General features: G+C 66.3%; 20 protein-coding genes and 1 other RNA gene. 11 read left to right on the top strand and 10 right to left on the bottom strand.

Features of this window, described 5'->3' with window-relative positions; genetic code table 11:
* The first annotated feature begins 185 nt into the window (after window positions 1–185).
* Both V5A20_RS02045 and rnpB read left to right on the top strand, forming a co-directional pair.
* The gene (locus tag V5A20_RS02045; protein ID WP_332314836.1) at window positions 186–962 is read left to right on the top strand and encodes a zinc ribbon domain-containing protein; all 777 of its coding nucleotides are present in this window, start codon (window positions 186–188) and stop codon (window positions 960–962) included.
* Between the two features lie 101 nt (window positions 963–1,063).
* Window positions 1,064–1,490, top strand: an RNA gene (gene rnpB, locus V5A20_RS02040) — RNase P RNA component class A.
* Window positions 1,491–1,631: 141 nt separating this feature from the next.
* On the opposite strand, the gene secG is transcribed toward rnpB, so the two are convergent.
* The 4 genes from secG to V5A20_RS02020 all read right to left on the bottom strand — a co-directional run bounded on the left by secG (window position 1,632) and on the right by V5A20_RS02020 (window position 5,518).
* Window positions 1,632–2,018, bottom strand: coding sequence for a preprotein translocase subunit SecG (secG, locus tag V5A20_RS02035; RefSeq protein WP_332314837.1), 387 nt, complete (start codon window positions 2,016–2,018; stop codon window positions 1,632–1,634).
* A 70-nt stretch (window positions 2,019–2,088) separates the two neighbouring features.
* Window positions 2,089–2,646, bottom strand: coding sequence for an NUDIX hydrolase (locus V5A20_RS02030; RefSeq protein ID WP_332314838.1), 558 nt, complete (start codon window positions 2,644–2,646; stop codon window positions 2,089–2,091).
* Window positions 2,647–2,873: 227 nt separating this feature from the next.
* Window positions 2,874–3,623, bottom strand: a complete 750-nt coding sequence (locus tag V5A20_RS02025) for an RsmE family RNA methyltransferase (protein WP_332326615.1) — start codon at window positions 3,621–3,623, stop codon at window positions 2,874–2,876.
* 62 nt (window positions 3,624–3,685) lie between these two features.
* Window positions 3,686–5,518 carry a BamA/OMP85 family outer membrane protein gene (locus V5A20_RS02020; RefSeq protein ID WP_332326614.1) on the bottom strand — a complete coding sequence of 611 codons (1,833 nt, stop codon included), beginning with the start codon at window positions 5,516–5,518 and terminating at the stop codon, window positions 3,686–3,688.
* 133 nt (window positions 5,519–5,651) lie between these two features.
* Between V5A20_RS02020 and V5A20_RS02015 the strand changes: the two genes are divergently transcribed.
* Both V5A20_RS02015 and mutY read left to right on the top strand, forming a co-directional pair.
* A complete protein-coding gene (locus V5A20_RS02015; RefSeq protein ID WP_332314841.1) occupies window positions 5,652–5,903 on the top strand; it encodes a hypothetical protein in 252 nt (83 codons plus the stop codon).
* Between the two features lie 54 nt (window positions 5,904–5,957).
* Window positions 5,958–7,079: an A/G-specific adenine glycosylase gene (gene mutY, locus V5A20_RS02010; protein WP_332326616.1), complete on the top strand. Its 1,122-nt coding sequence runs from the start codon at window positions 5,958–5,960 to the stop codon at window positions 7,077–7,079.
* 23 nt (window positions 7,080–7,102) lie between these two features.
* On the opposite strand, the gene V5A20_RS02005 is transcribed toward mutY, so the two are convergent.
* Both V5A20_RS02005 and V5A20_RS02000 read right to left on the bottom strand, forming a co-directional pair.
* Window positions 7,103–7,627, bottom strand: a complete 525-nt coding sequence (locus V5A20_RS02005) for a hypothetical protein (protein WP_332314842.1) — start codon at window positions 7,625–7,627, stop codon at window positions 7,103–7,105.
* Window positions 7,628–7,747: 120 nt separating this feature from the next.
* The gene (locus V5A20_RS02000) at window positions 7,748–8,230 is read right to left on the bottom strand and encodes a DUF2085 domain-containing protein (RefSeq protein WP_332326613.1); all 483 of its coding nucleotides are present in this window, start codon (window positions 8,228–8,230) and stop codon (window positions 7,748–7,750) included.
* 275 nt (window positions 8,231–8,505) lie between these two features.
* Here V5A20_RS02000 and groES point away from each other — a divergent pair, with 275 nt between their 5' ends.
* Together groES and groL are read left to right on the top strand one after the other, a co-directional pair.
* Window positions 8,506–8,796: a co-chaperone GroES gene (gene groES, locus V5A20_RS01995; protein WP_332314844.1), complete on the top strand. Its 291-nt coding sequence runs from the start codon at window positions 8,506–8,508 to the stop codon at window positions 8,794–8,796.
* A 95-nt stretch (window positions 8,797–8,891) separates the two neighbouring features.
* Window positions 8,892–10,577, top strand: coding sequence for a chaperonin GroEL (groL, locus tag V5A20_RS01990; protein ID WP_332314845.1), 1,686 nt, complete (start codon window positions 8,892–8,894; stop codon window positions 10,575–10,577).
* Window positions 10,578–10,746: 169 nt separating this feature from the next.
* Here the strand turns inward: groL and V5A20_RS01985 are convergent, their stop codons facing one another.
* Window positions 10,747–13,497, bottom strand: coding sequence for a bifunctional acetate--CoA ligase family protein/GNAT family N-acetyltransferase (locus tag V5A20_RS01985; protein ID WP_332326612.1), 2,751 nt, complete (start codon window positions 13,495–13,497; stop codon window positions 10,747–10,749).
* A 296-nt stretch (window positions 13,498–13,793) separates the two neighbouring features.
* Here V5A20_RS01985 and V5A20_RS01980 point away from each other — a divergent pair, with 296 nt between their 5' ends.
* Window positions 13,794–14,000 (top strand): hypothetical protein, encoded by a 207-nt coding sequence (locus tag V5A20_RS01980; protein ID WP_332314847.1) that lies wholly within the window; start codon window positions 13,794–13,796, stop codon window positions 13,998–14,000.
* A 151-nt stretch (window positions 14,001–14,151) separates the two neighbouring features.
* Here V5A20_RS01980 and V5A20_RS01975 read toward each other — a convergent pair whose 3' ends face one another.
* From V5A20_RS01975 to rlmN, 3 genes are all read right to left on the bottom strand, one after another.
* On the bottom strand, window positions 14,152–15,837 hold the full coding sequence (locus tag V5A20_RS01975; RefSeq protein WP_332314848.1) for an ATP-binding protein: 1,686 nt from the start codon (window positions 15,835–15,837) through the stop codon (window positions 14,152–14,154).
* A gap of 73 nt (window positions 15,838–15,910) precedes the next feature.
* Window positions 15,911–16,201 carry a hypothetical protein gene (locus V5A20_RS01970; RefSeq protein WP_332314849.1) on the bottom strand — a complete coding sequence of 97 codons (291 nt, stop codon included), beginning with the start codon at window positions 16,199–16,201 and terminating at the stop codon, window positions 15,911–15,913.
* Between the two features lie 113 nt (window positions 16,202–16,314).
* Window positions 16,315–17,424, bottom strand: a complete 1,110-nt coding sequence (rlmN, locus tag V5A20_RS01965) for a 23S rRNA (adenine(2503)-C(2))-methyltransferase RlmN (RefSeq protein WP_332314850.1) — start codon at window positions 17,422–17,424, stop codon at window positions 16,315–16,317.
* A 258-nt stretch (window positions 17,425–17,682) separates the two neighbouring features.
* Between rlmN and hisD the strand changes: the two genes are divergently transcribed.
* The 4 genes from hisD to bshC all read left to right on the top strand — a co-directional run bounded on the left by hisD (window position 17,683) and on the right by bshC (window position 22,650).
* Window positions 17,683–18,948: a histidinol dehydrogenase gene (gene hisD, locus V5A20_RS01960; protein ID WP_442978421.1), complete on the top strand. Its 1,266-nt coding sequence runs from the start codon at window positions 17,683–17,685 to the stop codon at window positions 18,946–18,948.
* Window positions 18,949–19,044: 96 nt separating this feature from the next.
* Window positions 19,045–20,169, top strand: coding sequence for a histidinol-phosphate transaminase (gene hisC / locus V5A20_RS01955; protein WP_332326610.1), 1,125 nt, complete (start codon window positions 19,045–19,047; stop codon window positions 20,167–20,169).
* A gap of 81 nt (window positions 20,170–20,250) precedes the next feature.
* Window positions 20,251–20,853, top strand: coding sequence for a bifunctional nuclease family protein (locus V5A20_RS01950; RefSeq protein ID WP_332314853.1), 603 nt, complete (start codon window positions 20,251–20,253; stop codon window positions 20,851–20,853).
* A 156-nt stretch (window positions 20,854–21,009) separates the two neighbouring features.
* Window positions 21,010–22,650 carry a bacillithiol biosynthesis cysteine-adding enzyme BshC gene (gene bshC, locus V5A20_RS01945; protein WP_332326609.1) on the top strand — a complete coding sequence of 547 codons (1,641 nt, stop codon included), beginning with the start codon at window positions 21,010–21,012 and terminating at the stop codon, window positions 22,648–22,650.
* Window positions 22,651–22,700 lie beyond the last annotated feature (50 nt).

Below are 22,700 nucleotides of genomic sequence, written 5' to 3'. Positions count from 1 at the left end.
CGAAATACTCGGGAACGCCAGTGCCCCCTTCCCACCACCCGTTTCGTAGTCGTTTGGCAACCTCCCCCCTGTGTTTTTGCACGAAATGGAAGAAGTCTCATATGAAGGTACGAACCTCCATCCGGTCTGAATGTACTTATTGAATGGTGTTCATCCGCGCTCAACTGATCAAAAACAGCTAGTCTATGCCGACTGCTCGAAAGAAGAAGACGGATGTGAAAGATCAACTCCGTGCCCTGGTCCGGCTCCAACATATTGACAACCGGATCGACCAAATCCAGAAGCTCCGCGGCGACCTCCCCGCCGAGATCCGCGACCTGGAGGACGAGAAGGCAGGCCTCGAGACGCGCCTCGACAACTACGAGGAGGAGGTACAGGAGCAGAAGGTGGCCAAGCGGCAGGCCGAGCTCGACATCAAGGAGGCGGAAGGCCTCATTGACAAGTACGAAGAGCAGCAGCTCGAAGTCCGCAACAACCGCGAGTTCGACGCGCTCACCAAGGAGATTGAAAGCCAGGAGGAGCGCATCGCCGAGGCCGAGGAGACGATCGAGGAGGCCGAGGAGACAATCGAGTCGAATGAGGGAGCCATCGACGACACGCAGGAACGCCTCGACGAGCTCGAAGAGCTTCTCGACGAGAAGCAGGACGAGCTTGAGGAAGTCGTCGAAGATACGGAAGACGAGGAGAAAACCCTCGAGGAACTCCGAGAAGAGGCCGCCGAGAAGGTGGATAGCCGCTACATCAAGGCCTACTCGAAGCTCCGCGACCGCCTCCGCGACGGCCGGGCCGTCGTGCCCCTCAAGCGAGGCGCCGCCGCCGGCTTCGCCGTCCCGCCGCAGCGACAGGTCGAGATTCGGAAGCGAAAGACCGTCGTCGCCTGCGAGCACACCGGACGCATCATCGTCGACCAGGATCTCTACAACGAGACGGTCGACGAAATGAAGGAAACGCTCGACCTTTAAAGCGCAGCTGCCCGCCGAGGCCGCTGCGCTTTTTTGCGTGGCCCCCGGGGTGCCAGCGCGAGCGGGACCTTCCCCCGCCGGCACGGATATACATTAAAGGATGTGCGAATCGGGCCATCGCTCCGTCGCGTCCCGGCTGTACGCTGCTGGGCCGGCGGTGAGGAAAGTCCGAACACCACAGGGCGCCGCACTTCCTAACGGGAAGGCGTGCCGACGGTCCTCGGCACGACGGCCTGTGCAACAGAGAGCAGTCCCGCCCCGACAGCCGTTGGGGTCAGGGGTGCAAGGGTGCGGTAAGAGCGCACCGGCGCTTCGGGCGACCGGAGCGGCCCGGCAAACCCTGCGGGGTGTAAGGCCAAGCAGCACCAGCCCCGGCCGTCGGGGCAGAGGTTGCCCGCCTCGTTGGTGCAGGTAGGCCGCTTGAGGCGACCGGCGACGGTCGTCCCAGATAGATGATGGCCTCGTCGTCCTCCGGCCACGGTGCCGGGGACGAACAGACCAAATTCGGCTTACAGATTTGCACGATCCGCCGGAATACGAGCGGCAGTCCCGGCCTGGGACTGCCGCTTTTTGTTTTGACGAGCCGCCCGCGGCCATACAAAAACGGCGAGGGGAGCGATGTCCCTCGCCGTTCTGTCACATCGGTCTTGGTCGCAGGGTGCCGGGCGGTCAGTTTCCGCCGCCCCCACCGCCGCCTTGGCCACTACCGCCCTGGCCTCCACCCTGACCGGGAAGAGGGGCGGCCCCGTCTCCCTGGCTTGGAGGCGTCTGCTCTTGCTGGGCCGGATTGTCCTGGGCCCGCTGCTGGATGACGCTCTCCTGCTCACCGGTGTCGATAAAGAAGTTGGTGATGACACACAGGGAGATAAAGACCGCCGCGAGGGTCCACGTCGCCTTCTCAAGCATGTCGGGGGCCTGACGCGTGCCGAGCACCTGCCGCGTGGCGCCGCCGGAGGCGATGCCCGAGAGGCCCTGGCCCTGGCCGCTCTGCATGAGGATGATGAGAATGAGAACGGCCGCGATCAGCGCGATGAGGACGACCATGAAGGAAAACATGTGAACCCGTCCGCTTTGTCAAAAGGGCGTCGATGGCGTGGGGATTTGAGGACCACAGCAACGCCATACGCTACGAGGCCGCGGATGATTCGTTCTGGTGCGCCGCGGCGTATACGAGCGCCGTCACTGTTTTCATGTCTTTTAGGTCTCCGCGGCGGGCCCGGGCGAGCGCCTCTTCGAAGTCCATCGCGACGGCCTCCACGAACTCGCCGTCCGCGAGGGCCTGGGTGCCCCGTTCCAGGTCGTGCGCCGTAAAGACGTGAATGCGCTCGTTGCTGTACCCGATGCACGGGTAGGCGGCCCCCACGTGCTCGAATCGACCGGCGCGCCACCCCGTCTCTTCCTCCAGTTCCCGCGCGGCCACCTCCTCGGGCGGCTCTCCGGGCACGTCCAGCTTGCCGGCCGGCACCTCCAGAAAGGTGCGCCGGGGCGGGTACCGGAACTGTCGGACGAGGAGCGTGCGGCCGTCCTCAAAGATCGGCACGATGGCGGACGCGCCCGGATGATCGATCCATTCGCGGACCGAGCTCTCGCCGTCGGGCAGCCGCACCTCATCGCGGAAGGCCTTCAGCAACACGCCATCGACGAGTCGTTCGGAGGAAAGTTGGGTTTCGGTCAGGTCGCACATGGGCGATGTGTAGCTTTCGTGGTCCAGAGGTGTTGCTGGTCCTTGGGAGACGTGATGAGTGATCCGTGATGCGCGAGAAAAATTGCCCGCAATCACACCTCAGGGTTTCCGCTTCACGAATCACATTCCAGGCTACGGGCCGTCGGGGACTATGCTCCCTTCCGTTCTGGCCATCACGAATTTCCCCCCACAAGTTGGGCTCTCCGCCTCCACGCGGTCACGGCTCTTCAGCCATTCTGGTGCGCGTCTACGACAGCATGAAGCGCCGCGAGCCCGGCCGTTTCGGCCCGCAGCCGACGCGGCCCAAGCGACACGGGCGCACATCCGTTTGCCCGAGCCGCCTCGACCTCCGGGGGCGCGAAGCCTCCCTCCGGCCCCACGAGCACGAGGGCCGATGCGGCCGGCCCCGCTTGGCCCATCGCCCGCTGGATCGGCACGGACGCGTCTCCGGCGTGGCACACGAGCCGCACGTCGCCCCCCGACTCAGCGAGCAGATCCGCCGTCGACTGCGGGGCCGCCAGGGCTGGCAGCCGGCTGCGACGACACTGCTTCATCGCGGCCACCATCACGTTGCGGAGCCGCTCTTCTCGGATCGACGCGCGCTCGGCTCGGCTCGTCCGCAGTGGCACGATGCGCCGTACGCCGAGCTCGACCGCCTTCTCCACGAACGTCTCGAAGCGGGTGCGCTTCTTGAGAAGTCCGAGGGCCACGGTTGCGTCGATCGCAGGCTCGCCGACGTTGTGCCGGCGCTCCACGATCGTTCCTACCACCTGCTCGTCTCCCACGTGGTCGATCCGTGCACGGTACCACCCCCCGTGTCCGTCGACCACCGTCATCTGGTCGCCCTGCTTGCCCCGGAGGACCGTTCGCAGGTGCCGTGCCTCGTCCTCCGGCAGCACGACGCGGCCGGCCCGAATGGCGGAGGGCGGAGCGTAGAAGTTTGTGGTCATCACGTGTGTGACGTCTGTGGGGGTCATGTTCCGCCGTTTCACCAAATGCGACACGGCAAGCGACGGTTCTATGCGGGGAGGAACGCCCTTCAAAGCCCGACCGAGAGCCCCAGGTGCACCCGCCCGTCGGCCGGACTCTGCACCTCCGGATTGAGGGCATAGGTGGCCGAAATGCGCCCGAGGGCCGTCTGCAGCTTCACCCCCAGGCCGTACCCCGGATGCCAGCCCTCCGTGCCCGTCGCGGCGTCCAGCGCCGGACGCGCGGCATACCCGAGGTCGAAGAACGCATGGGCGTACGAGGCGCGGTCGAGTTGCAGCCGGTACTCGACGAGCGCGCGCGCCACGACATTTCCGAGGAATCGGTCTTCGTCGTAGCCCCGGAGCGAGGTCGCCCCCCCGAGCCGAAACAGGTCGCTCCGGTCGTAGTCGCGGCTGAGCAGCACCGAGCCCTCACCGCCCACGGCCAGCACCTGCCGATCAAAGAGCGGAAGATACCCCCGCACGTGCCCCTGGAGACGCTCCTGTCGGAACGCATCGGCAGTTTGCGTCGTGTCCCCGCTGGCCTTGATGCGCTGACGCCGGCGCTCCTTGCGGCCCTGGGCAACCTGCACGTCGACCGAGAGGCCCCGCCGCGGGTTCTGGGAGCGGTCAAGCTGGTCGTAGCGCACGCCCGCCCCGTAGAACAGGGTGGTAGACCGAGGAATCTGCTGGCGGGTGTCGACGAACTGCGTGCCTGCCGGGCCGGGGCGCACCACCTCACGGCTCAGGGCGGCCGTCACCTCCAGTCCATTGCCCAACCGGTACCCGGCGTCGAGCTCGTAGACCCGTTCGCCGTATGTCGAGTCGCGTTGCTCGCCCCGAAAGTGCCCGCCGATCCGCAGCGGGAGGCCGAACAGGTACGGGTCCGAGAGAGACACGTCGAAAATGCTCGTGCGTCCGGGGCGGCGGTCGAGCGTGAACTCGGCCGTGCGCCCGCCCCCAAACAGATGCTTCAGGAGCAGGTGGCCGCTGCCGACGAGCTGCCCGGTGTCGCGGGCCCGGGACGGGGGCAGGTAGCCCAGGACCGCATCGAAGGCCCCCGGCGCAGCCTCCTCGACGGGAATGTGGAGGACCGCCCCGCCGTCGTCCGCGACGCGAAGCTGAGGCGCCTCCACCCGCTCGAAGAGGTCGTCGTGCTCTTGGAGCCGGCGCTGAATGGCGTCGGGGTCGTAGCCGCGCAGGGACTGCCCCCCCTCCAGGCCGGCCAGGTGTGCCAGGAGCTCCGCGGTGGTGCGGGCGTCGTCCGGGGCTTGCACCCGTTGGAGCCACAGGGCAGGCCCCTCCTCCACCTGGAGGGTGACCCGGAGGGCGGCGGGCTGGCCCGGCGAGAGCCGCGTCTCTGTCACGCGAATTTGAGCGAGCGGACGGCCGATCTCTTCGTACCGATCGAGGAGCCGCTGGATGTCTGCCTCCAACCGGGGGGGGCGAAGAGGGGCGCCCTCTTCGGTCTTCATGAGTGCCCGCAGTTCGGTCGCCGCCACGGCACTGTCTCCTTCGATGCGGAGCTTGCTGACTTGCACCCGCGGCCCGCGGCGGGCGTAGAACCGAACACCGCCCCCGATGCCGCTCGTGTCGACGGAGACCGAATCGAGTGTCGCGTAGTAGTATCCGTTGCGGCGAACGTGCCGCAACAAGGATCGACCCACTGCTCGTACGCGGTCAGGGGGCCCCATGGCTACCGTATCGGGCCATGCCACGCGCGTCCCGTCCAGGACAAGCCGCCACTGTTCCGCCGTCGGGGCAGGGCTGGACGCCGACGTCTGCGCCCGGGCGGACCGCTGCGGCCCGACGCAGAGCAGCCCCCACAGGACGAGCAACACCGTCCCGGCCATTGGGTATATGATGTGTCGCCGGTGACTGCTCATTGTGAGGCGCTGCGCCATGACGCTCCTTCATCGCGTCCTCCTCCCTGCCCTTGCGGCCGGATTGCTCGGCGGGGCAGGACACGAGGGTGCTTCCTCATCAGCGTTTCTCCAACCCGAAAGCGCTCCATGGGTTGCGCCGGGGCCCCGTTCCGTGCCCGACACCGTGCGCACCGCCACCCGTACCGGCACGCCCCTCACCCTCTCTCTCCCGGACGCCTTGGATGGACGCTCGGTGGCCCGCTACTCGCTCCTCCGCGGCCCGGCCCTGAGCGGCGTCGCCGGCCGCTCCTTCACCTGGATCCCCGAGGGCACCGCCCCCGGCGTACACCACGCACTGCTTCGTGCCGAGTCCACAAACACATCTCCCGACACCCTCGTCGTCCAGATTCGTCTTCGGCCGTAGCGCCCGGCCCGAACCCCCGCCCGTACTCTCGCATTCCCCCGCTTCTACACTCCCATTCCGACGCTTCCCCTGTCCCCCACCGACCGCCAGCGCCACGCCTTCCGCGACGAGCTTCTCGACTGGTACAGCGAGCACAAGCGGTCGATGCCCTGGCGCGAGACGGACGATCCGTACCGCATCTGGGTCTCGGAGATTATGCTCCAGCAAACGCGGGTCGACACGGTGCGCGACTACTATCACCGCTTCCTGGAGGCGTTTCCGACCGTCGACGCCCTCGCGGACGCCGAGCGAGACACGGTGCTCAAGCACTGGGAGGGCCTCGGGTTCTACGCCCGGGCCCGTCATCTCCACGAGGCCGCCCGGCACGTCGTCGACGAGCACGACGGAACCGTCCCCGACACGATGGACGCGATCAAAGACCTGAAGGGCGTGGGCCCGTACACGGCGGCCGCGGTGCTCTCGATTGCGTACCAGAAGCCCCACGCCGTCCTTGACGGCAACGTGACGCGCGTGCTGAGCCGCGTGTTTGCGGTGGACGAGGACGCCACCACGAGTTCTGCCCAGGGCCACCTCCGCGACCTTGCCAACGCGCTCCTCGCCGACGAGCGGCCCGGCGACTTCAACCAGGCCCTGATGGAGCTCGGCGCGCTGGTCTGCACCCCGAGCACGCCCCACTGCGACCGGTGCCCCCTCAATGCAGTGTGCCGCGCCCACGACGCCGGCACGGAGGAGGACTACCCCATCACGCCCGAGTCGGAGCCGGTGCCGCACAAAGACATCGCCGTGGGCCTCGTGTTCGACGAGCGCGACCGACTCCTCATTCAGCGCCGCCCCGACGAGGGCTTGCTCGGCGGCCTCTGGGAGTTTCCGGGCGGGAAGCAGGAGGGCGACGAATCGATGGAGGCGGCGTGCCGGCGGGAAGTCGAGGAGGAGCTCGGCGTCGGGATGACAGACGTGGAGCCCTTCTACACCCTCTCCCACGCCTATTCTCACTTCAAGATCACACTCCACGCCTTCCGCGGCCGCCTCGCCGACGGCCCACCCGAAGCCCGCGAGGACCAGCCGTTCCGCCGGGTGAGCGTCGACGAGCTGGACGACTACGCCTTTCCCCGAGCCAACCGGCGGCTGATCGAAGAGCTGGAGCGGCGGCAGACCGAGCCCTCCCTTTTCGACTGAGCTTTCAACTGAGCGGGACGGGCCTACTCGTCCACCACGTCGGCCTCGACGGTCTGCGCGGCTCCGGTCCCACCCGCCTCGTCGCCTCCGAACAGTGTGGTCCCCAGGGCGCCCCCGATGGCCCCGAAGACGGCAAACACGACGACGTTCAGCAGCAGGAGCGCAATCCCCGTCGCGGACAGCAGGCCGGGCGCGTCCCCCTGCATCTGCTGCATCATCTCCGGGGACATCCCCTGCTCGCCCATGCTCCGCATGAACTGCTCCTGTATGTTCTGCTGAACCGCCTGGGAGTCGAGCCCGAGCGGGCGCAGCATCACGTCGAAGAGGGCGGAGAGCACGGCCCCGGCCGCCCCGGCAGACGCCCCGAGCACCGCCCCGTCCCCCGACGCAATGGCGCCGGGGCTGTAGGCGGCGTACTGCTGCGTCGTGACTAGGCCGCCGACGATGACGCCGAGGCAGCAGATGGTGTTGATGAGCCCGAGGTAGGACGTGCTGAGGATTCCGGTGACGACGGCACCAACCAGGATCGACTGCTGTCGGGGGGTCATGGGCGTCAAGGAAATCTGTTGTCCAGATGAGCGAACGGGGCCCTGCGAAGATGCTACGTGCCCCGGAGAAAGGTCGCACGAAAATACACAGAAGTGCCGCCAACCGAAAGGACAGCGCGCCTACTTGGGACCACCCGCGCCGGAGGCGCGTGCCTTCCGACGGAGCAGCCGGATCGTGACGTAGCTGGCCGCGACGATCCCGAAGAGAAGCCCCGTGAGAATGCGACTGGCAGGGCCGTTTTCCCACAGATGCAAAAGCGGCCCCGCCCAGTCGAGTCCGACGGGGACGATCGCCCCGAGGAAGACGTACCGACCGTAGGCCCCGATCATGCCCCACAGGTCGCTCCCCCAACCGGTCCCGGCCACGCCCAGCACGAGCCCAACATAGATTCCGGTGCACCGGTCACACAGCGCGACGGGGACGCCGCCGACATGGAGCGAACGTGCCGGCATCTGATGGCACACCGGGGCAAAGCCGTCCCGGACCACGGCCTGAAGCGGGGCCGACAAGACGGGCGGGAGCATTGCGAGGGCCAACACTCCGCTCGTGATTGCCAGCAGGCCGTACCAGACGAGCCGAACGCGGCGGCGGTTCGTTTCCATTGCGGGCAGTGAAGCAGCGTCAGGACTGAGCTTTCTTCCAAGCAGGAGTTGCTTCACACTTCAGTCCGCCCCGGATGTTCGGCGCCGCGATCCACCGCAGGTCTCGTCCCGCGAGGGTCGCTAGACGATCTTCACCCGCATCCACCGCCCCTCCAGGAACACAGATTGGGGGGCTGTGTTAGCTGGAGTGAAGTTATTATCACTCGCCATCGGTGAGTGATAACAGTTTCCGAAGCCTCATCTACACATCCCTCACAAGGCATTCCGAACAAATCATGACGAGCATCAAACCTCTCGGCGACCGCGTCGTCGTCCAGCCGAAACCGGCCGACGAAAAGACCGAAAGTGGTCTCTACATCCCGGACTCGGCGAAGGAGAAGCCCCAGGAGGGAACGGTCGTCGCGATCGGCCCGGGCCGTGTCGAAGATGGCACCCGGATCGACATGACGGTGGAAGAGGGCGATGACGTCCTCTACGGCAAGTACGCCGGCACCGAGGTGACGCTTGACGGTGATGAGTACCTCATCATGCGCGAGAGCGACATCTTCGGCGTCGTTGAAGGATAACGACCCGGCCGTTTCCGTGGCGCTCGACGCTGCGGTTGCACGACCGACTTCCACTCCCGAACGAATTCCCCGAACGAAACCCTTTATACGCAACCATGGCGAAGCAGATTAAATTTGATTCCGACGCACGAAGCGCCCTCCAGGAGGGCGTGGACCAGATGGCGAAGGCCGTCAAGGTCACGCTCGGCCCCAAGGGTCGCAATGTCGTGCTGGAGAAATCCTTTGGCGCCCCGACGATTACGAAGGACGGCGTCACAGTCGCAAAAGAAATTGAATTGGAGCAGCGCCTCCCGAACATTGGCGCTCAGGTGCTGAAGGAAGCCGCGTCGAAGACCAACGACGACGCAGGCGACGGCACGACGACGGCCACCGTGCTGGCCCAGTCCGTCATCAACGCCGGCATGAAGAGCGTCACGTCCGGCGCCAACCCGATGGACGTGAAGCGCGGCATTACCGCGGCGGCCGAAGAGGTCGTGACGCACCTTCGCAACCAGAGCGACCCGGTCGAGGGCAAGGACCGCATCTCGCAGGTCGCGACGATCTCGGCCAACAACGACGACGCGATTGGCGACCTGATTGCCGACGCGTTTGAGCGTGTTGGGCAGGACGGTGTGATTACCGTTGAAGAGGCCCGTGGCATCGAGACGTACCTCGACGTGGTTGAGGGCATGCAGTTTGACCGCGGCTACCTCTCGCCCTACTTCGTGACCGACTCCGAGGAGATGGAGGCGGTGCTCGAAGATGCCTACATCCTCATCTACGACGACGAGGTTGGCAACATGCAGGACCTGCTGCCGATCCTCGAGAAGGTCAGCCAGACGAACAACCCGCTGCTGATCATCGCCGAGGACGTGGAAGGGGAAGCCCTGGCCACGCTCGTGGTGAACAAGATGCGCGGCACGCTGAAGGTGTCCGCCGTAAAGGCGCCCGGATTCGGCGACCGTCGCCAGTCGATGCTCGAAGACATCGCTGTCCTGACCGGCGGCACGGTCATCAGCGAGGAGAAGGGCTACCGCCTCGAGAACGCCACGCTCGACTACCTCGGGCAGGCCGACCGCATCACCATCGATCAGGACAACACCACGATCGTTGGGGGCGAAGGCTCCGAGGAGGAGATCGAGGCCCGGGTCAACCAGATCCGGCAGCAGATCGCCAACTCTACCTCCGACTACGACCAGGAGAAGCTGCAGGAGCGCCTCGCGAAGCTCGCCGGCGGTGTGGCGGTGCTGAACGTGGGCGCCGCGACCGAGCCGGAGATGAAGGCCCAGAAGGCGCTCGTGGAGGACGCACTCAGCGCAACCCGCGCGGCCGTCGACGAAGGCGTGCTTCCGGGTGGCGGTGTGGCCTACCTCCGTGCCCTTGAGTCCATCGAAGAGGTGGAGGTCGAGAACGAAGATCAGGAGATCGGCGTCTCCATTGTGCGCGAAGCCCTCGAGGCTCCGCTGCGCCAGATCGCCGAGAACACGGGCCACGAGGGCTCGATCGTTGTCCAGAAGGTGAAGGAAGGCGAGGGCGACTTCGGCTTCAACGCCCGCTCGGAAGAGTACGGGGACCTTCTCGACGACGGCGTGCTCGACCCGACGAAGGTCACGCGCTCCGCGCTCGAAAACGCTGCGTCCGTGGGCGGCATGCTGCTGACCACCGAAGCTGTGATCGCCGACCTCGAAGATGAGGACGACGACGACGGCGGTGGCGGCGGTGGCGGCGGCGGAATGCCCGCTGGCGGTGCCGGCGGCATGGGCGGCATGGGTGGCATGGGCGGCATGGGTGGCATGATGTAACGCCCCTCTGCACGCTCGCGCCCATCGGCGCGCGCCCCTGCAACCGAAAACCAAAAGGCTGCTCCTTCCCAATGTGGGAGGGGGCAGCCTTTTTTCTTTGTCGCCTTTATTTGTCCCCTCCAGTTCTCGCGTCGGGAGGGCCTTCCCCCCGGCCTAACGAGAGCCCCCGTCAGAGCGTTTTTACGGCCTGTACCATTTCGCGACCGTCGCCCCGCACGAGCTCGAAGCCAAGCTTCTCACAGACCCGCTGCATGGCGTGGTTCTGCTGCAGGATGTCGGCCGTGATGCGGTTAAGGCCCTCGTTCTCCCCCACCTCCACGAGGCGACGGAGCAATTCGGTCCCAATGCCTTCCCCCTGGTACTCGTCGACCACGAGCATCGCAAACTCCGCTTCGCTGCGCCCGGGCTGCTGGGTGAGGCGTCCGACCCCAATGATTTGATCGTCCCCCTCGTCCGTGGGCCGTTCGGCCACCAGCGCCATCTCGCGGTCGTAATCGATAAAGCAGATGCGAGCCAGTCGCTCGTGGGCCACCCGCTGCCCCAGCTTCATCAGGTTGGCGTAGCGCAGGTACACGCTCCGCTCAGACAGCCGCTCGTGGAAGGTCACCAGCTTGGGCTCATCCTCGGGACGGATGGGACGAATCGTCACCGCGTCGCCGTCGGCCATCGCGTGTGTGCCGACATACTGCCGCGGGTAGGGGCGGATCGCGGGCGTCGGCAGCTCCTCATCGTCCTTCGTGTACGGGTGCAGCACCACCCGGGCATCGAGGGCCAGGAGGCCGTCGTCCCCGGGCCGGGCCAGCAGCGGGTTCACGTCGATCTCCTTCACGCGCGGCTGTTCCACCACCAGCTGGCTAAAGCGAACCAGCAGGGTCTCCAGGGCATCGAGGTCCACCGGCGCACGGCCCCGCACGCCCTGAAGCGCCTCGTAGATCTGGGTCTGCTCCATCATGCGGCGGGCCAGGGTGCGGTTTAGGGGCGGCAGGCCGAGGGCGCGGTCCTTGTAGACCTCCACCAGTTGGCCCCCAGAGCCGAAGAGCAGCACGGGCCCGAACTGATCGTCCATGCTGCTGCCAATGATGAGCTCATACCCGTCGCTCCGGTCGATCATGGGCTGCACCGTCACCCCGTCGAACCCCTCCCCCACGTTGCTCTCAATCTGGGTGAAGGCGGACTCGACGTCCTCCTCGCTCGTGAGGCCGAGGTGCACGCCGCCCACATCCGACTTGTGCGTGATGGAGGTGGAGTGCAGCTTCACCACCACCGGATATCCGATCTCTTGCGCCGCCGCCACCGCCTCGTCAGCGGTCTCCGCCACCGGCGACTCGACGGTGGGGATGCCGTAGGCCGCAAGCAGCTCCTTGGAGGCGTGCTCGGTCATCAGCACGCGGCCGGACTCGTGGGTCTCCTGCACGATGCCGGCGGCCGCCTCGCGGTCGGGAAGCCCGGGCTCGTCCTCCGGCAGGCTCGGCGTCTCGTAGAGGGCGCGCAGGTTGTAGCTGTAGCGCCACATGTGGTTGAACACGCGCGCCGCGGTGTCCGGGTACGCAAAGGTCGGCAGGCCGCTCTCGTTGAGAATGTTCTCGCCGGAGGCCACCGCGTCGCCCCCCATCCAGCTGGCCAGGATGGGCTTGTCGTTGTCGCGGGCGTAGGGCCGCAGGTGCTCGGCCGTCTTCGTGGGCTCGGTCATGGCCTGCGGCGTCAGCACGACCAGCAGCCCGTCGCTGTTCTCGTCGTTGGCCGCCACCTCCAGGGACTCCGCGTAGCGCTCCGGGTCGGCGTCGCCCAGGATGTCGACGGGATTGCCGTGGCTCCAGGCCGGCGGGAGAATCTCGTCGAAGTCCCCCATCGCGTCCTCGGAGATCGGCGTCAGCTCGCCGCCGCCCCCAATCAGGGCGTCGGTCGCCAGCACGCCGGGCCCGCCCGCATTGGTAAGGATGGTGAGGTTGCGTCCCTCCGGACGGGGCTGCTTGCTGAGCACCTCGGCCATGTAGAAGAGGTCGTTGATGTCGTCGACCCGCAGCACGCCGCTGCGGCGGAAGGCCGCGTTCAGCACGGCGTCGCTGCCGGTGAGGGTGCCGGTATGGGAGGCCGCCGCCTCGGCCGCCGCCTCGGTGCGCCCCGCCTTGATGACGATGATGGGCTTGCTCTGCGCCACGTCCCGCGCCGCCGACAGGAACGACCGCGCGTTCCCAATCGACTCCATGTAGAGCACGATGCTTTCGGTCTTCGGGTCGTCGCCCAGGTACTCAATCATGTCGCCCCAGTCGACGTCGAGCATCGAGCCGATGGAGACGAACGAACTGAAGCCGACGTTCTCGCGGAAGCTCCAGTCGAGAATTGAGGTAAGGAGCGCGCCGCTCTGGCTGACGAACGCCACGTCGCCCTCGTTGGCCATCGACCCGGCGAAGGTGGCGTTGAGGCCGTTGGGCGGTCGCATGATGCCCAGGCAGTTGGGCCCCACGATGCGGATGTCGTGCTCCCGGGCAATCTCTTTGATCTCGCGCTCGAGCTCGGCCCCCTCCTCGCCCACCTCGCGGAAGCCGGCGGAGACAATGACGAGCCCCTCCACGCCTGCTTCGCCGCACTGCTCCACGATGCCAGGCACAGTGGGGGCGGGGGTGGCGACGACGGCCAGGTCCACGTTCGCCTCTACCGCCTTAATGTCCGTGTACGCCTCAATGCCGAGCACGCTGTCCCGCTTCGGGTTGACCGGAAAGACCGTGCCGCCGAACGGGTTGCTCACAAGGTTCCAGAGGAGGGTGCGCCCCACACTGCCGGGCGATTCACTGGCCCCGATCACCGCGACGTTCTCCGGTTCGAAGATGGCGTCGAGCGGCTGGCGGCGGGAGCCTACGAGGTCATAGGATGGGTCGCTCGTGGGAGTGGTGTCAGGAGAGACGTTCGACGAGTCAGGCATAAGACAGAAGGGACATCGTTGGAAAAGGCATTCCCCCGTACAAGCGAGGCCGGGACTACCGAAAGTACGAGCACGACCGGGTCGTTTCAACTCGAGATATGCCCCGTCTCGATTTCGTCCAAACTCCGCATCTTGCGCTCTTTCCTCTCGTCTGTCTTTTTCTGTTTTGGAAACGATTCGGGCGGCCTACACGCCTGGCACACTGTTTGTTGTAATTGAAGACAGAGCAAGATTTCCACAAAACACCGCCCACGGTGCCCTTCTGGTTTCCCTTTTGACCCAACCTCCCTTCTGCCATGAATGACCGTCTGCCGTCCCTTTCCGTTGAGGCCCGAGAGCGCCACCCCTATCGCAGCCTCTACGCCGCCCTCTTGCTGCAGAGCTTCCAAGATGCCGTTTCCGACGCACTGACGGAGGACTCGTCGGGCAGCGACGATGGAGCGGCGGCGCTCTCGGAGACGCCCGCTTCTGCCGTCTCCCAGCCGTCGATGCGCCGGGCATAGCCCTCCATTTGTGCAGTCCCGGACGGGGTGTCCACTGTGATCGTCCGGTGTGCTCCGTTTTGGACGGCGTCCCGGCCTCCGCACAACTCACCGGCCGCGGGTTGAGACGTCCGTAGTGGGGTTCCCCCCTTGAGTAACCCCGCTAATTTGTTTAGTAGAAGAGGTCTTCCATCTCTTCGTCCGGGTCGTCGTCTCCGTCGGCACTTCTCGTCGCCGGGTGAGTGCGGAGCGCGTCGTAGAAGTCCTGGTCGTAGGTGCGCGTCTTGACGACGATGGGCATGGGCACGGCGTGACCGAGCAGGAGGGCCTGCTGTTTCGCGTCGAGGGAGGCAAGGATTTCGCGGAGGGACGACGCGTCGCTCGTGCCCACGAGGGCCGCGCCAATGTCTTTGTCGTCGCTCAGCTTGGCGACCATCTTGGTGCCAATCTGGCTGAGCACCTCTTCGTCGATCGCGCTGGGCCGCTGGTCTACCACCAGGAGGCTGACGAAGAACTTCCGCATCTCGCGCGCAATCTTGCCGAACGGCGTCTCGTGCGCGATGTCCGGCGACAGGAATTTGTGCGCCTCCTCAATCGTGATCATGAGGGGCTGGGGCTTGTCGGCCTCGTTCTGGGTCTGCCGGTAGCGGTTCGTCTTCTCCTCGTAGGCCCGCCGGATGCGGCGCGTGAGGGCGTTGGCCACCAGCAGGTACACCCGCAGGTCGTCGTACTGTCCAAATTCGAGCACGACAGACGTGCCCGAATCCAGGGTTTCGAGAAGCGCATCGAGGACGTCGTAGTCGTCGGGCGACGGCTGGGTGGTGAAGAAGTCGTACTCCTGGAACGGGGCGAGCTTGCGGCGCAGCGCTTCGATCGAGTTTTTGTGGGCGCCGGTCTCGCCGGCCAGCCGCTCAAAGTCGTCGCCGCTCTGGGCCTCCAGGAGGGTCGTAAGCCACTGGTCGCCGTACTGGTTTTTGAGGAGGTAGCTGCTCTCGGCGGCAGTGGCGTTGAGGTTGAGCGTGTCGCGCAGCGGGAGGATGTCGGCCGGCTGGATCTGGTCGGCGTGCAGATGCACCTCGTAGTCCGGCGTGTGGCCGCGCTGGCGGGTGGTGGAGGGGTCCAGCGAAAAGAGGCTCACCCGGCTTGGGAAGAGGTCCCGCAGCCCCTTCACGAACTGGGCCTGCCCGTTCTCTCCCTCCGCCTGGCTCCCGTAGCCGTACTCGGAGTGCATGTCGAACACGAGGTTCACGGCCCGTCCGGTCACGATCGTCCCCGCCAGCAGCAGGCGCGTAAGGAAGGTCTTGCCCGTCCCCGTCTTGCCGAAGATCGCGTTCGAGCGCTCGGCAAACTTCGACAGGTCGACGCACACCGGGCTCTCCTCCATCCCGATGGGGTGGCCCACGTGAAAGTACGTCTGCCCGCCCTCCAAGGCCTCGTCGCCAAAGACCCGCGCCACGTCGTCGGCCGCCGCCGGCGCCACCGGCGAGAAGTGGGCCGGGATGGTTTTCACCGACGCCGGCTCCTCGTCCGTCAGCTCCGGATGGTCGGCGTTCGGCATCATGAGCATCGGCTTCAGCTGCACGGTGACGTAGGTGCCGGAGCCCTGCATCACCTCGCGCAGCAGGTCGTCGGACGGGCCCGGCGGGTGGAGCAGGATCTGCTCGTTGGCCGCCTCGATCTCGATGTCCGTGATCATGCAGAAGAAGTCGTGCTTCTCCCCCTGAATCACGACGAACGTCCCGGCCACCACGTCCTCCACGGACTCCGCCGAGTCGAGCTTCATCTCGATGCCCTCGTTCAGCGACCCGTGCGTGATGACGCCGAGCCGTTCCGGTCGAACGCTCGTCTCTTCGAACATGGCAGGGGGAGATAATGCGCGATCGCTTCGAAAATCAATCGGCCCCGACGGCCCGGCCGCCACGAGCAAATCGCTACGGGGCCGTGTCTCCTTCATGGCCTCCCGGTTCTCCTGCACGCCCGGTTCGGCGCCTCTTCTCCCCGGACGCGGTGTCTCCGGACGTGGGGCCCTCGGTGGCCCGACGGGTGAGGAAGAGCCCGAGGGCAACGAGCAGAATTTCGCCGATGAGTCCGAAGAGGAAGCGGCGCGTCATGCTTTTCAGCACGCGCGGCAGGAGCCGGACGGCGGCGTAAAAGCCGAGGATGCCGAGGAGCCCCTGCACGAGGCGGGTGAGCCAGCCAGGCGTGTTGGAAGAAGAGACCATGGCCAGAAGCGGAATAAACGGTATGGACGTGCGGTGGATCTTGAGGGTCGCACAGCGTGAGGCCGTCCGCCGGCCTTTCGCGTCTTTTCGCGTGCACCCTGGCCCCCAACCCTCTACTCTCGATCTTCGTCGTTGGCCAGCTGCCCACACGCCGCGTCGATGTCCTGCCCGCGGCTGCGGCGCACCGTCACGGTCACCCCTTCCTGCACGAGCACCTGCACGAAGCGGTCGAGCTGCTCCTCGGACGTGCGCTCGAAATTCAACCCTTCGACCGGATTGTACATCAGCAGGTTCACCTTGCTCGGCGCCCAGCGGCTCACTTCGGCGAGGTTGCGGGCGTCGGCTTCGCTGTCGTTGACGCCGCGGAACAGGCAGTATTCGTAGGTAATCTGACGACCGGTTTTCTGAAAGTAGTACCGGAGCGCCTCCTTCAGCGCCGGGAGGCTCGTCTTTTCCGCCTCGTTCACCGGCATGATGCGGCTGCGCGTCTCGTTGTCCGGCGCGTGCAGCGAGACGGCCAGGTTGGTGCGGAGCTGGTCGTCGGCCAGGTCCTTGATGCGGCGGGCGAGGCCGACGGTGGACACGGTGATCTTCTGGGCCGACAGGTTGAGGCTGTCCTCGTCGGTGAGAATCGAGATGCTGTCGAGCACCGCGTCGTAGTTGAGGAGCGGTTCGCCCATGCCCATGAACACCACGTTCGTCACCGGTCGCCCGAAGCGCTCGTGGGCCACCTCGTTCATGTGCCACACCTGGTCGAAGATGGCCCCGGGCGTCAGGTTCTCGCGGAAGCCCATGAGGCCGGTCGCACAAAACTCGCACCCCATTGCGCACCCGACCTCACTCGACACGCACACCGTGAGGCGGCGCGCCTCCCCCCGCTCGTCGATGGCGGGGATGAGCACCGTCTCCGCCTCGCGCCCCGACGGCAGCTCGAAGAGCGCCTTCACGGTCTGGTCGGCGGCCTGCTGCTGCTCGACGACCTCAATGCCCTCGACCGTCGCGTCGCGGTGCAGGCCGCGCCGCATGCGCTTCGGGAGGTTCGACATCTGCTCGAAGTCGGAGACGCCCTTCCCGTAGATCCAGTTGAAAAGCTGGTCGCCGCGGTAGCGGGGCGCGCCGTGCTCGGCCACGAAGTCTTTCAGGGCCGCGCGGTCCATCGTCTTGAGGTCCACGCGGTCCCCAGCGGTGCCAACGGTATGAGAAGCAGTCTTGACATCAGGCATATCAAAAGGTCGAACGCTACACACGAGCCGGACGTTTCGGCGATGCCTCACTGAGAACCGCCTCCAGCCTGTTATCCGACGCCCTCACCTTCGATCCCTTAACCTTCCGACCTTCAACGTTCCAACCTTCCAACGTCCACCGGAAAACATTCCCCCCGCTCGAAAATAGACCTACCCGTCTGATTCGAATACCACACACCTCCGACATTGATGATCCCACTCATCACGCCCGACGACACCGCCCGCCTCGACGCCATCATGAGCCGGGGCGGCACCTTTAGCGACGAGGTCGACGCCACGGTCGACGACATCCTGGCCCGGGTCCGCACGGAGGGCGACGCGGCGCTGCTCGATCTGACCGAGACGTACGATGGGGTGCGGCCGGACCCCGTCAAGGCTCCCGCGTCGGCCCTCGAGGGGGCGGCCGATGCGCTCGACGCGGATCTCCGAGGCGCACTCGAGGAGGCCGCCGCCAACATCCGCCGCTTCCACGAGAAGCAGGTTCGGGAGTCGTGGTTTACCGAAGACGGCGACGGGGTGGTGCTGGGCCAGCGCGTGGTACCGATGGAACGGGCCGGGCTGTACGTGCCGGGCGGCACGGCCTTCTACCCGTCCAGCCTGCTGATGAACGCGATTCCCGCCCAGGTGGCCGGAGTCGACGAGATCCACCTTGTCTCGCCGCCGCAGGCGGACGGGCGCCCGCACCCCCTCGTGCTCGCCACCGCCGCCCTGCTGGGCCTCGAGCACATCTACGCCCTGGGGGGCGCCCAGGCCGTCGGGGCGCTCGCGTACGGCACCGAATCGGTCCCGGCGGTCGACACGATTGTGGGGCCCGGCAACGCGTACGTCGCCGCCGCCAAGAAGAAGGTGTTCGGGCGGGTGGGCATCGACTCCGTCGCGGGCCCCAGCGAGATCGGCGTGCTGGCCGACGCCACCGCCGACCCCGAGTTTGTGGCCGCCGACCTTCTCTCGCAGGCTGAACACGACGAACGGGCCTCCGCGATCCTTCTCACCCCTCACCGCCCGCTCGCCGAGGCCGTCCAGACGCACGTCGAGCAGATGGTTCCCGGCCTTCCGCGGGCCGACGTCATCGAACGGTCGCTGGCCGACTACGGGGCCTGCATCGTGACCGACACGATGGACGCGGCAATCGACCTCATGAACGAGCTCGCCGTGGAGCACCTGGAACTTCACACAGACGATCCGTGGCGAACCATGACCCGCATCCGCCACGCAGGGGCAATTTTCCTGGGCGAGCACTCCTCCGAGCCCGTGGGCGACTACTTCGCGGGCCCCAACCACGTGCTGCCCACCGGCGGCACGGCCCGCCACGCCTCGGCCCTCGGGGTGGACGACTTCGTGCGCACGCAGTCCGTCCTCTCCTACTCGCAGAAGCGCCTGAACAAAACCGGGCCGCAGATTGCGACCATCGCCGAGGCGGAGGACCTGCAGGCCCACGCCGAGGCGATCCGGACACGACTCGACCGCGGCACCGACGATGGACCGGGTTCGAAAAAGCCGTGACCCCGGAGACATTGTGCCTGCCCGCTGGTACTTTGGTGCCCCTTGTTCGCTTTTCCCTTCGGTTCGCTGTTCCCTTCGATACGTCCCGCCGGGCCCATGGCCGTAGACCCTGACTCTCCGTCCCTCGACGACGTGCTCCAGCACATTCGGCCGGCCGTACGGGCCCGGAGTGAGTACATCGTGGACATGCCGGAGGGGATTGACGTGAAGCTCAACCAGAACGAGAGCCCCTTCGACCTTCCGGAGGGCCTCAAGGAGGAGCTGCTCGACGCACACGCGCAGGTGGCAATGAACCGCTATCCCTCCGAACAGCCGGAGGACCTGCGCCACGCACTCGCGGAGTACGATGGGGTCGCCCCCGATCAGATCCTCGTCGGCAACGGCTCCAACGAAATCACCTACACCTTCGGCCTTGCCTTTCTGGACGCGGGCGATCCGGTGGTCCTGCCCCGCCCCATGTTCTCTCTCTACGAAAAGGTGATGCGCCTACAGGAGGCCGACCTTACCATCGTGCCTCCCCGAGACGACTTCGGGTTCGACGCAGATGCCCTGGCCAGGGCCGCGGCGGAGACCGACGCCGTTCTTACGATCCTCACCACCCCCAACAACCCGACGGGGCTGGCCATGACGCTCGACGAGCTCGAGCAGGTCGTGACGGCAAGCTCCGGATTCGTAGTCATCGACGAGGCGTACGTCGAGTTCAACCCGGAAGGCACCGCCCTCGACCTGCTCGACCGGCACCCCAACGTACTCATTCTTCGCACACTCTCAAAAGGGTTCGGGCTGGCGGGCGCACGGCTCGGGTATCTTCTGGCCCACCCCGCCGTGGTGACAGAGCTCATGAAGGCGCGCCTGCCCTTCATGGTGGATCGCTTCGCTGAGCAGACGGCCCTCGCGGTGCTCCAGCGTCCAGACCTGATTGCAGACCGTGTGGCGCGCATCGAAACGTCGATCACACGTCTCACCGAGGCCCTCCAAGCCCTGGGCGCGGTCGAGGTGGTGCCGTCGGCGGCAAACTTCGTGATCTTCACAACGCCCGTGCCGGCCGATACGCTGCAGGAGCACCTGGCCAACCGCGGCGTCCTGGTCCGCAACATGGGCGGGTACCCGGAGTTGGACGGGTATCTGCGCGTCAGTGCGGGGACCGAAGAAGAGAACAACGCGTTTTTGGACGCGTTGGAAGTGTCGCTTGAAGAGGCGGGGGTCGTCTCCAGCAGGTAATCCCCTCCTGCAGATCGGCGAGGGGCGCCGGCGCTTTACTTTCGGGCATTGAGCACTCTCTCCGAATTCACTGAGTTCGCGATGGATTTTACTCGTGTAGATATCATTGGTCTCTCCACCAGCCCTTCCAGCGGAGGGGCCTACGCCCTCGTCTTGGGGGAGGTGGAAGGCAATCGACGCCTGCCGATCATCATCGGGGCGTTTGAGGCCCAGGCGATCGCGCTGGAGCTGGAAAAGATTCAGCCCCCGCGCCCGATGACGCACGACCTGCTGCGCGACTCCTTTGAGGCGGTGGACGTGGACGTGACGGAGGTCGTCATCGACGAGCTCCGAGAGGGCACCTTCTTCGCCAAGATCCGATACCGCCACGACGGGGAGGAACACCAGCTCGACTCCCGGCCCAGCGACGCCGTGGCGCTCGCCGTCCGGGTGGATGCCCCCATCTTCGTCGCCCCGGCGGTGTTGGACGAGGCCGGGATCGTCGCCGAGGACGAATCGGACATCTCCTCCCTCGCTGAGCAGGCGGAAGAAACGTCCTCCTCGGAGGAAGAAGAGGGGACCGAGCTCGAACAGATGCAGAAGCAGCTTGAGGAGGCCGTCGAACAGGAAGACTACGAGCGCGCCGCCGAGCTCCGCGACGAAATCCAGCGCCTGGAGCAGGAGCAGCAACAGAACCAGAATTGACGCCTCCTGGTCGGCCGTTCGCTCCTGGCGAAGCCCTGCGGGATTTGTGCCCGCGGCTTCGCCTTTTTTATTGCCCGTCGTTCCCCCTTCCCATCGCGCATCTGCTCTCCGCACCTCCGGGCCCCCGCCTCACTCTGACCATCGCCGCTCGCCCGCATGCCGTCCTCCATCGACACCGCCGCTCGCCGGGTCTCCCCAGCCTCCCTCGGCGCCTTTCCCGACCTGTTCATCGACTACTGTACCGACTTCGACGCCGTCGCGGACTTCTACCCGGGCGACTGGCAGTCCCGGACGGCCCGGCGGACAGCCGCGGAATCCGCCGCCCAGCGCCCCGCGGACCGCGACGTGCTCGCCGAGACACTGCTCGCCCAAAACGAGCGCTGGGGCCTCGACGCCAGCACCCGCTCTCACATCGAAGCGCTACGGGACCCGGCCAGCATCGCCATCGTGACGGGGCAGCAGGTGGGGCTGTTCACGGGGCCGCTCTACACCATCTACAAGACCCTCACGACGCTCCAGTTGGTCGAGGAGTGGGCCGACCAGACGGGGCGCCCCGTCGTCCCGGTCTTCTGGGTGGAGGGCGAAGACCATGACTTTGAGGAGATCGCCGCGGCGCACGTCCTCCACCGCAACGAGGTCGTGCCGCTCTCCTACGCCCCTGACGTGGAGGACAATCCCGGGGCGGTCGGGCGACTCGCCCTGACCGACGGAATTCACGACGTGGTCGACCAGCTCGACGAGGCCCTGCCGCCCTCCGACTTCAAGCCGGCGGTGATGGAGCACGTGCGCGCCGCCTACAGGCCCGGCACCCGCCTCGAGGATGCCTTCGCCCAGCTGATGCGCTCTTTCTTCGCGGACGACGGGCTCGTCTTCATAAACCCGGACGATGCGCGGCTGAAGGCATTGAGCCGCCCCCTCTTTCGGCGCGAGATTGAGTCCCCACAGGCCTCCGCCGCGCAGGTGGGCGCGGCCAGCCGAGCGCTCCGTGATCGGGGCTACCACGCGCAGGTGACGGCCCGTCCGACCAATTTGTTCTGGCTCGGCGACGACAGCCGCCGGGCGCTCGACTGGGAAGAACACACCTTCCGGCTTCGTGGCACGGACCGCACGTTCTCCCAATCCGAGCTGCTTGATCATCTCGACGAGACCCCCGAACGCTTCAGCCCCAACGTCGTCTTGCGGCCGCTGATGCAGGACCACCTCCTCCCCACGGCCGCGTACGTGGCGGGCCCCGGCGAGGTCTCCTACTTCGCCCAGTACGGCGGCGTGTACGAGTGGGCGGGCCTGGACATGCCCCTCATCCATCCGCGGGCGAGTGTCTCCCTCGTGGAGGGAAAGGTGCAAACGGTGCTCGACAAGTACGACCTGACGGTTGCGGACTTCCAAACCAACCTGGACCCACTCTTCCAAAATGTGGTCGTCGACACCATGGAGGTCGACGTGGACGCCCTCTTTTCGGAGGCCCTGCCGCAGCTCCACCAGACCCTCAATGCCCTGAAGCCCGAAGTGGAGGCCGTAGACCGGACGCTCGGCGCCTCAACCGAAGCGGCGCGGTCGGCCATCATGGACGAGATGGAGTCGTTGAAGCAAAAGGTCGTGCGGGCCGAGAAGCGACAGCAGGACGAGGTTCGGGCGCAACTCCGAAAGGCCCACGTCAACCTTCGCCCGGCCGGGACGCTCCAGGAACGCATGATCAACGTGCTGTACTATCTCAACAAGTACAGTCCCGCCCTGCTCAACGACCTGCGGCACGCGCTCCAGACCGACACCTCTGCCCACCAGGTCGTGGAAGTATAGCGGGACGAACGCCCGCCGCGACCGCCCGCCGATCGTACCGAACAGACCCG

The organism is Salinibacter sp. (genome assembly GCF_036626415.1).
Lineage (GTDB): Bacteria > Bacteroidota > Rhodothermia > Rhodothermales > Salinibacteraceae > Salinibacter.
Note: the sequence above shows the minus strand (reverse complement) of the source record. Positions and strands in the feature narration are given on the sequence as shown.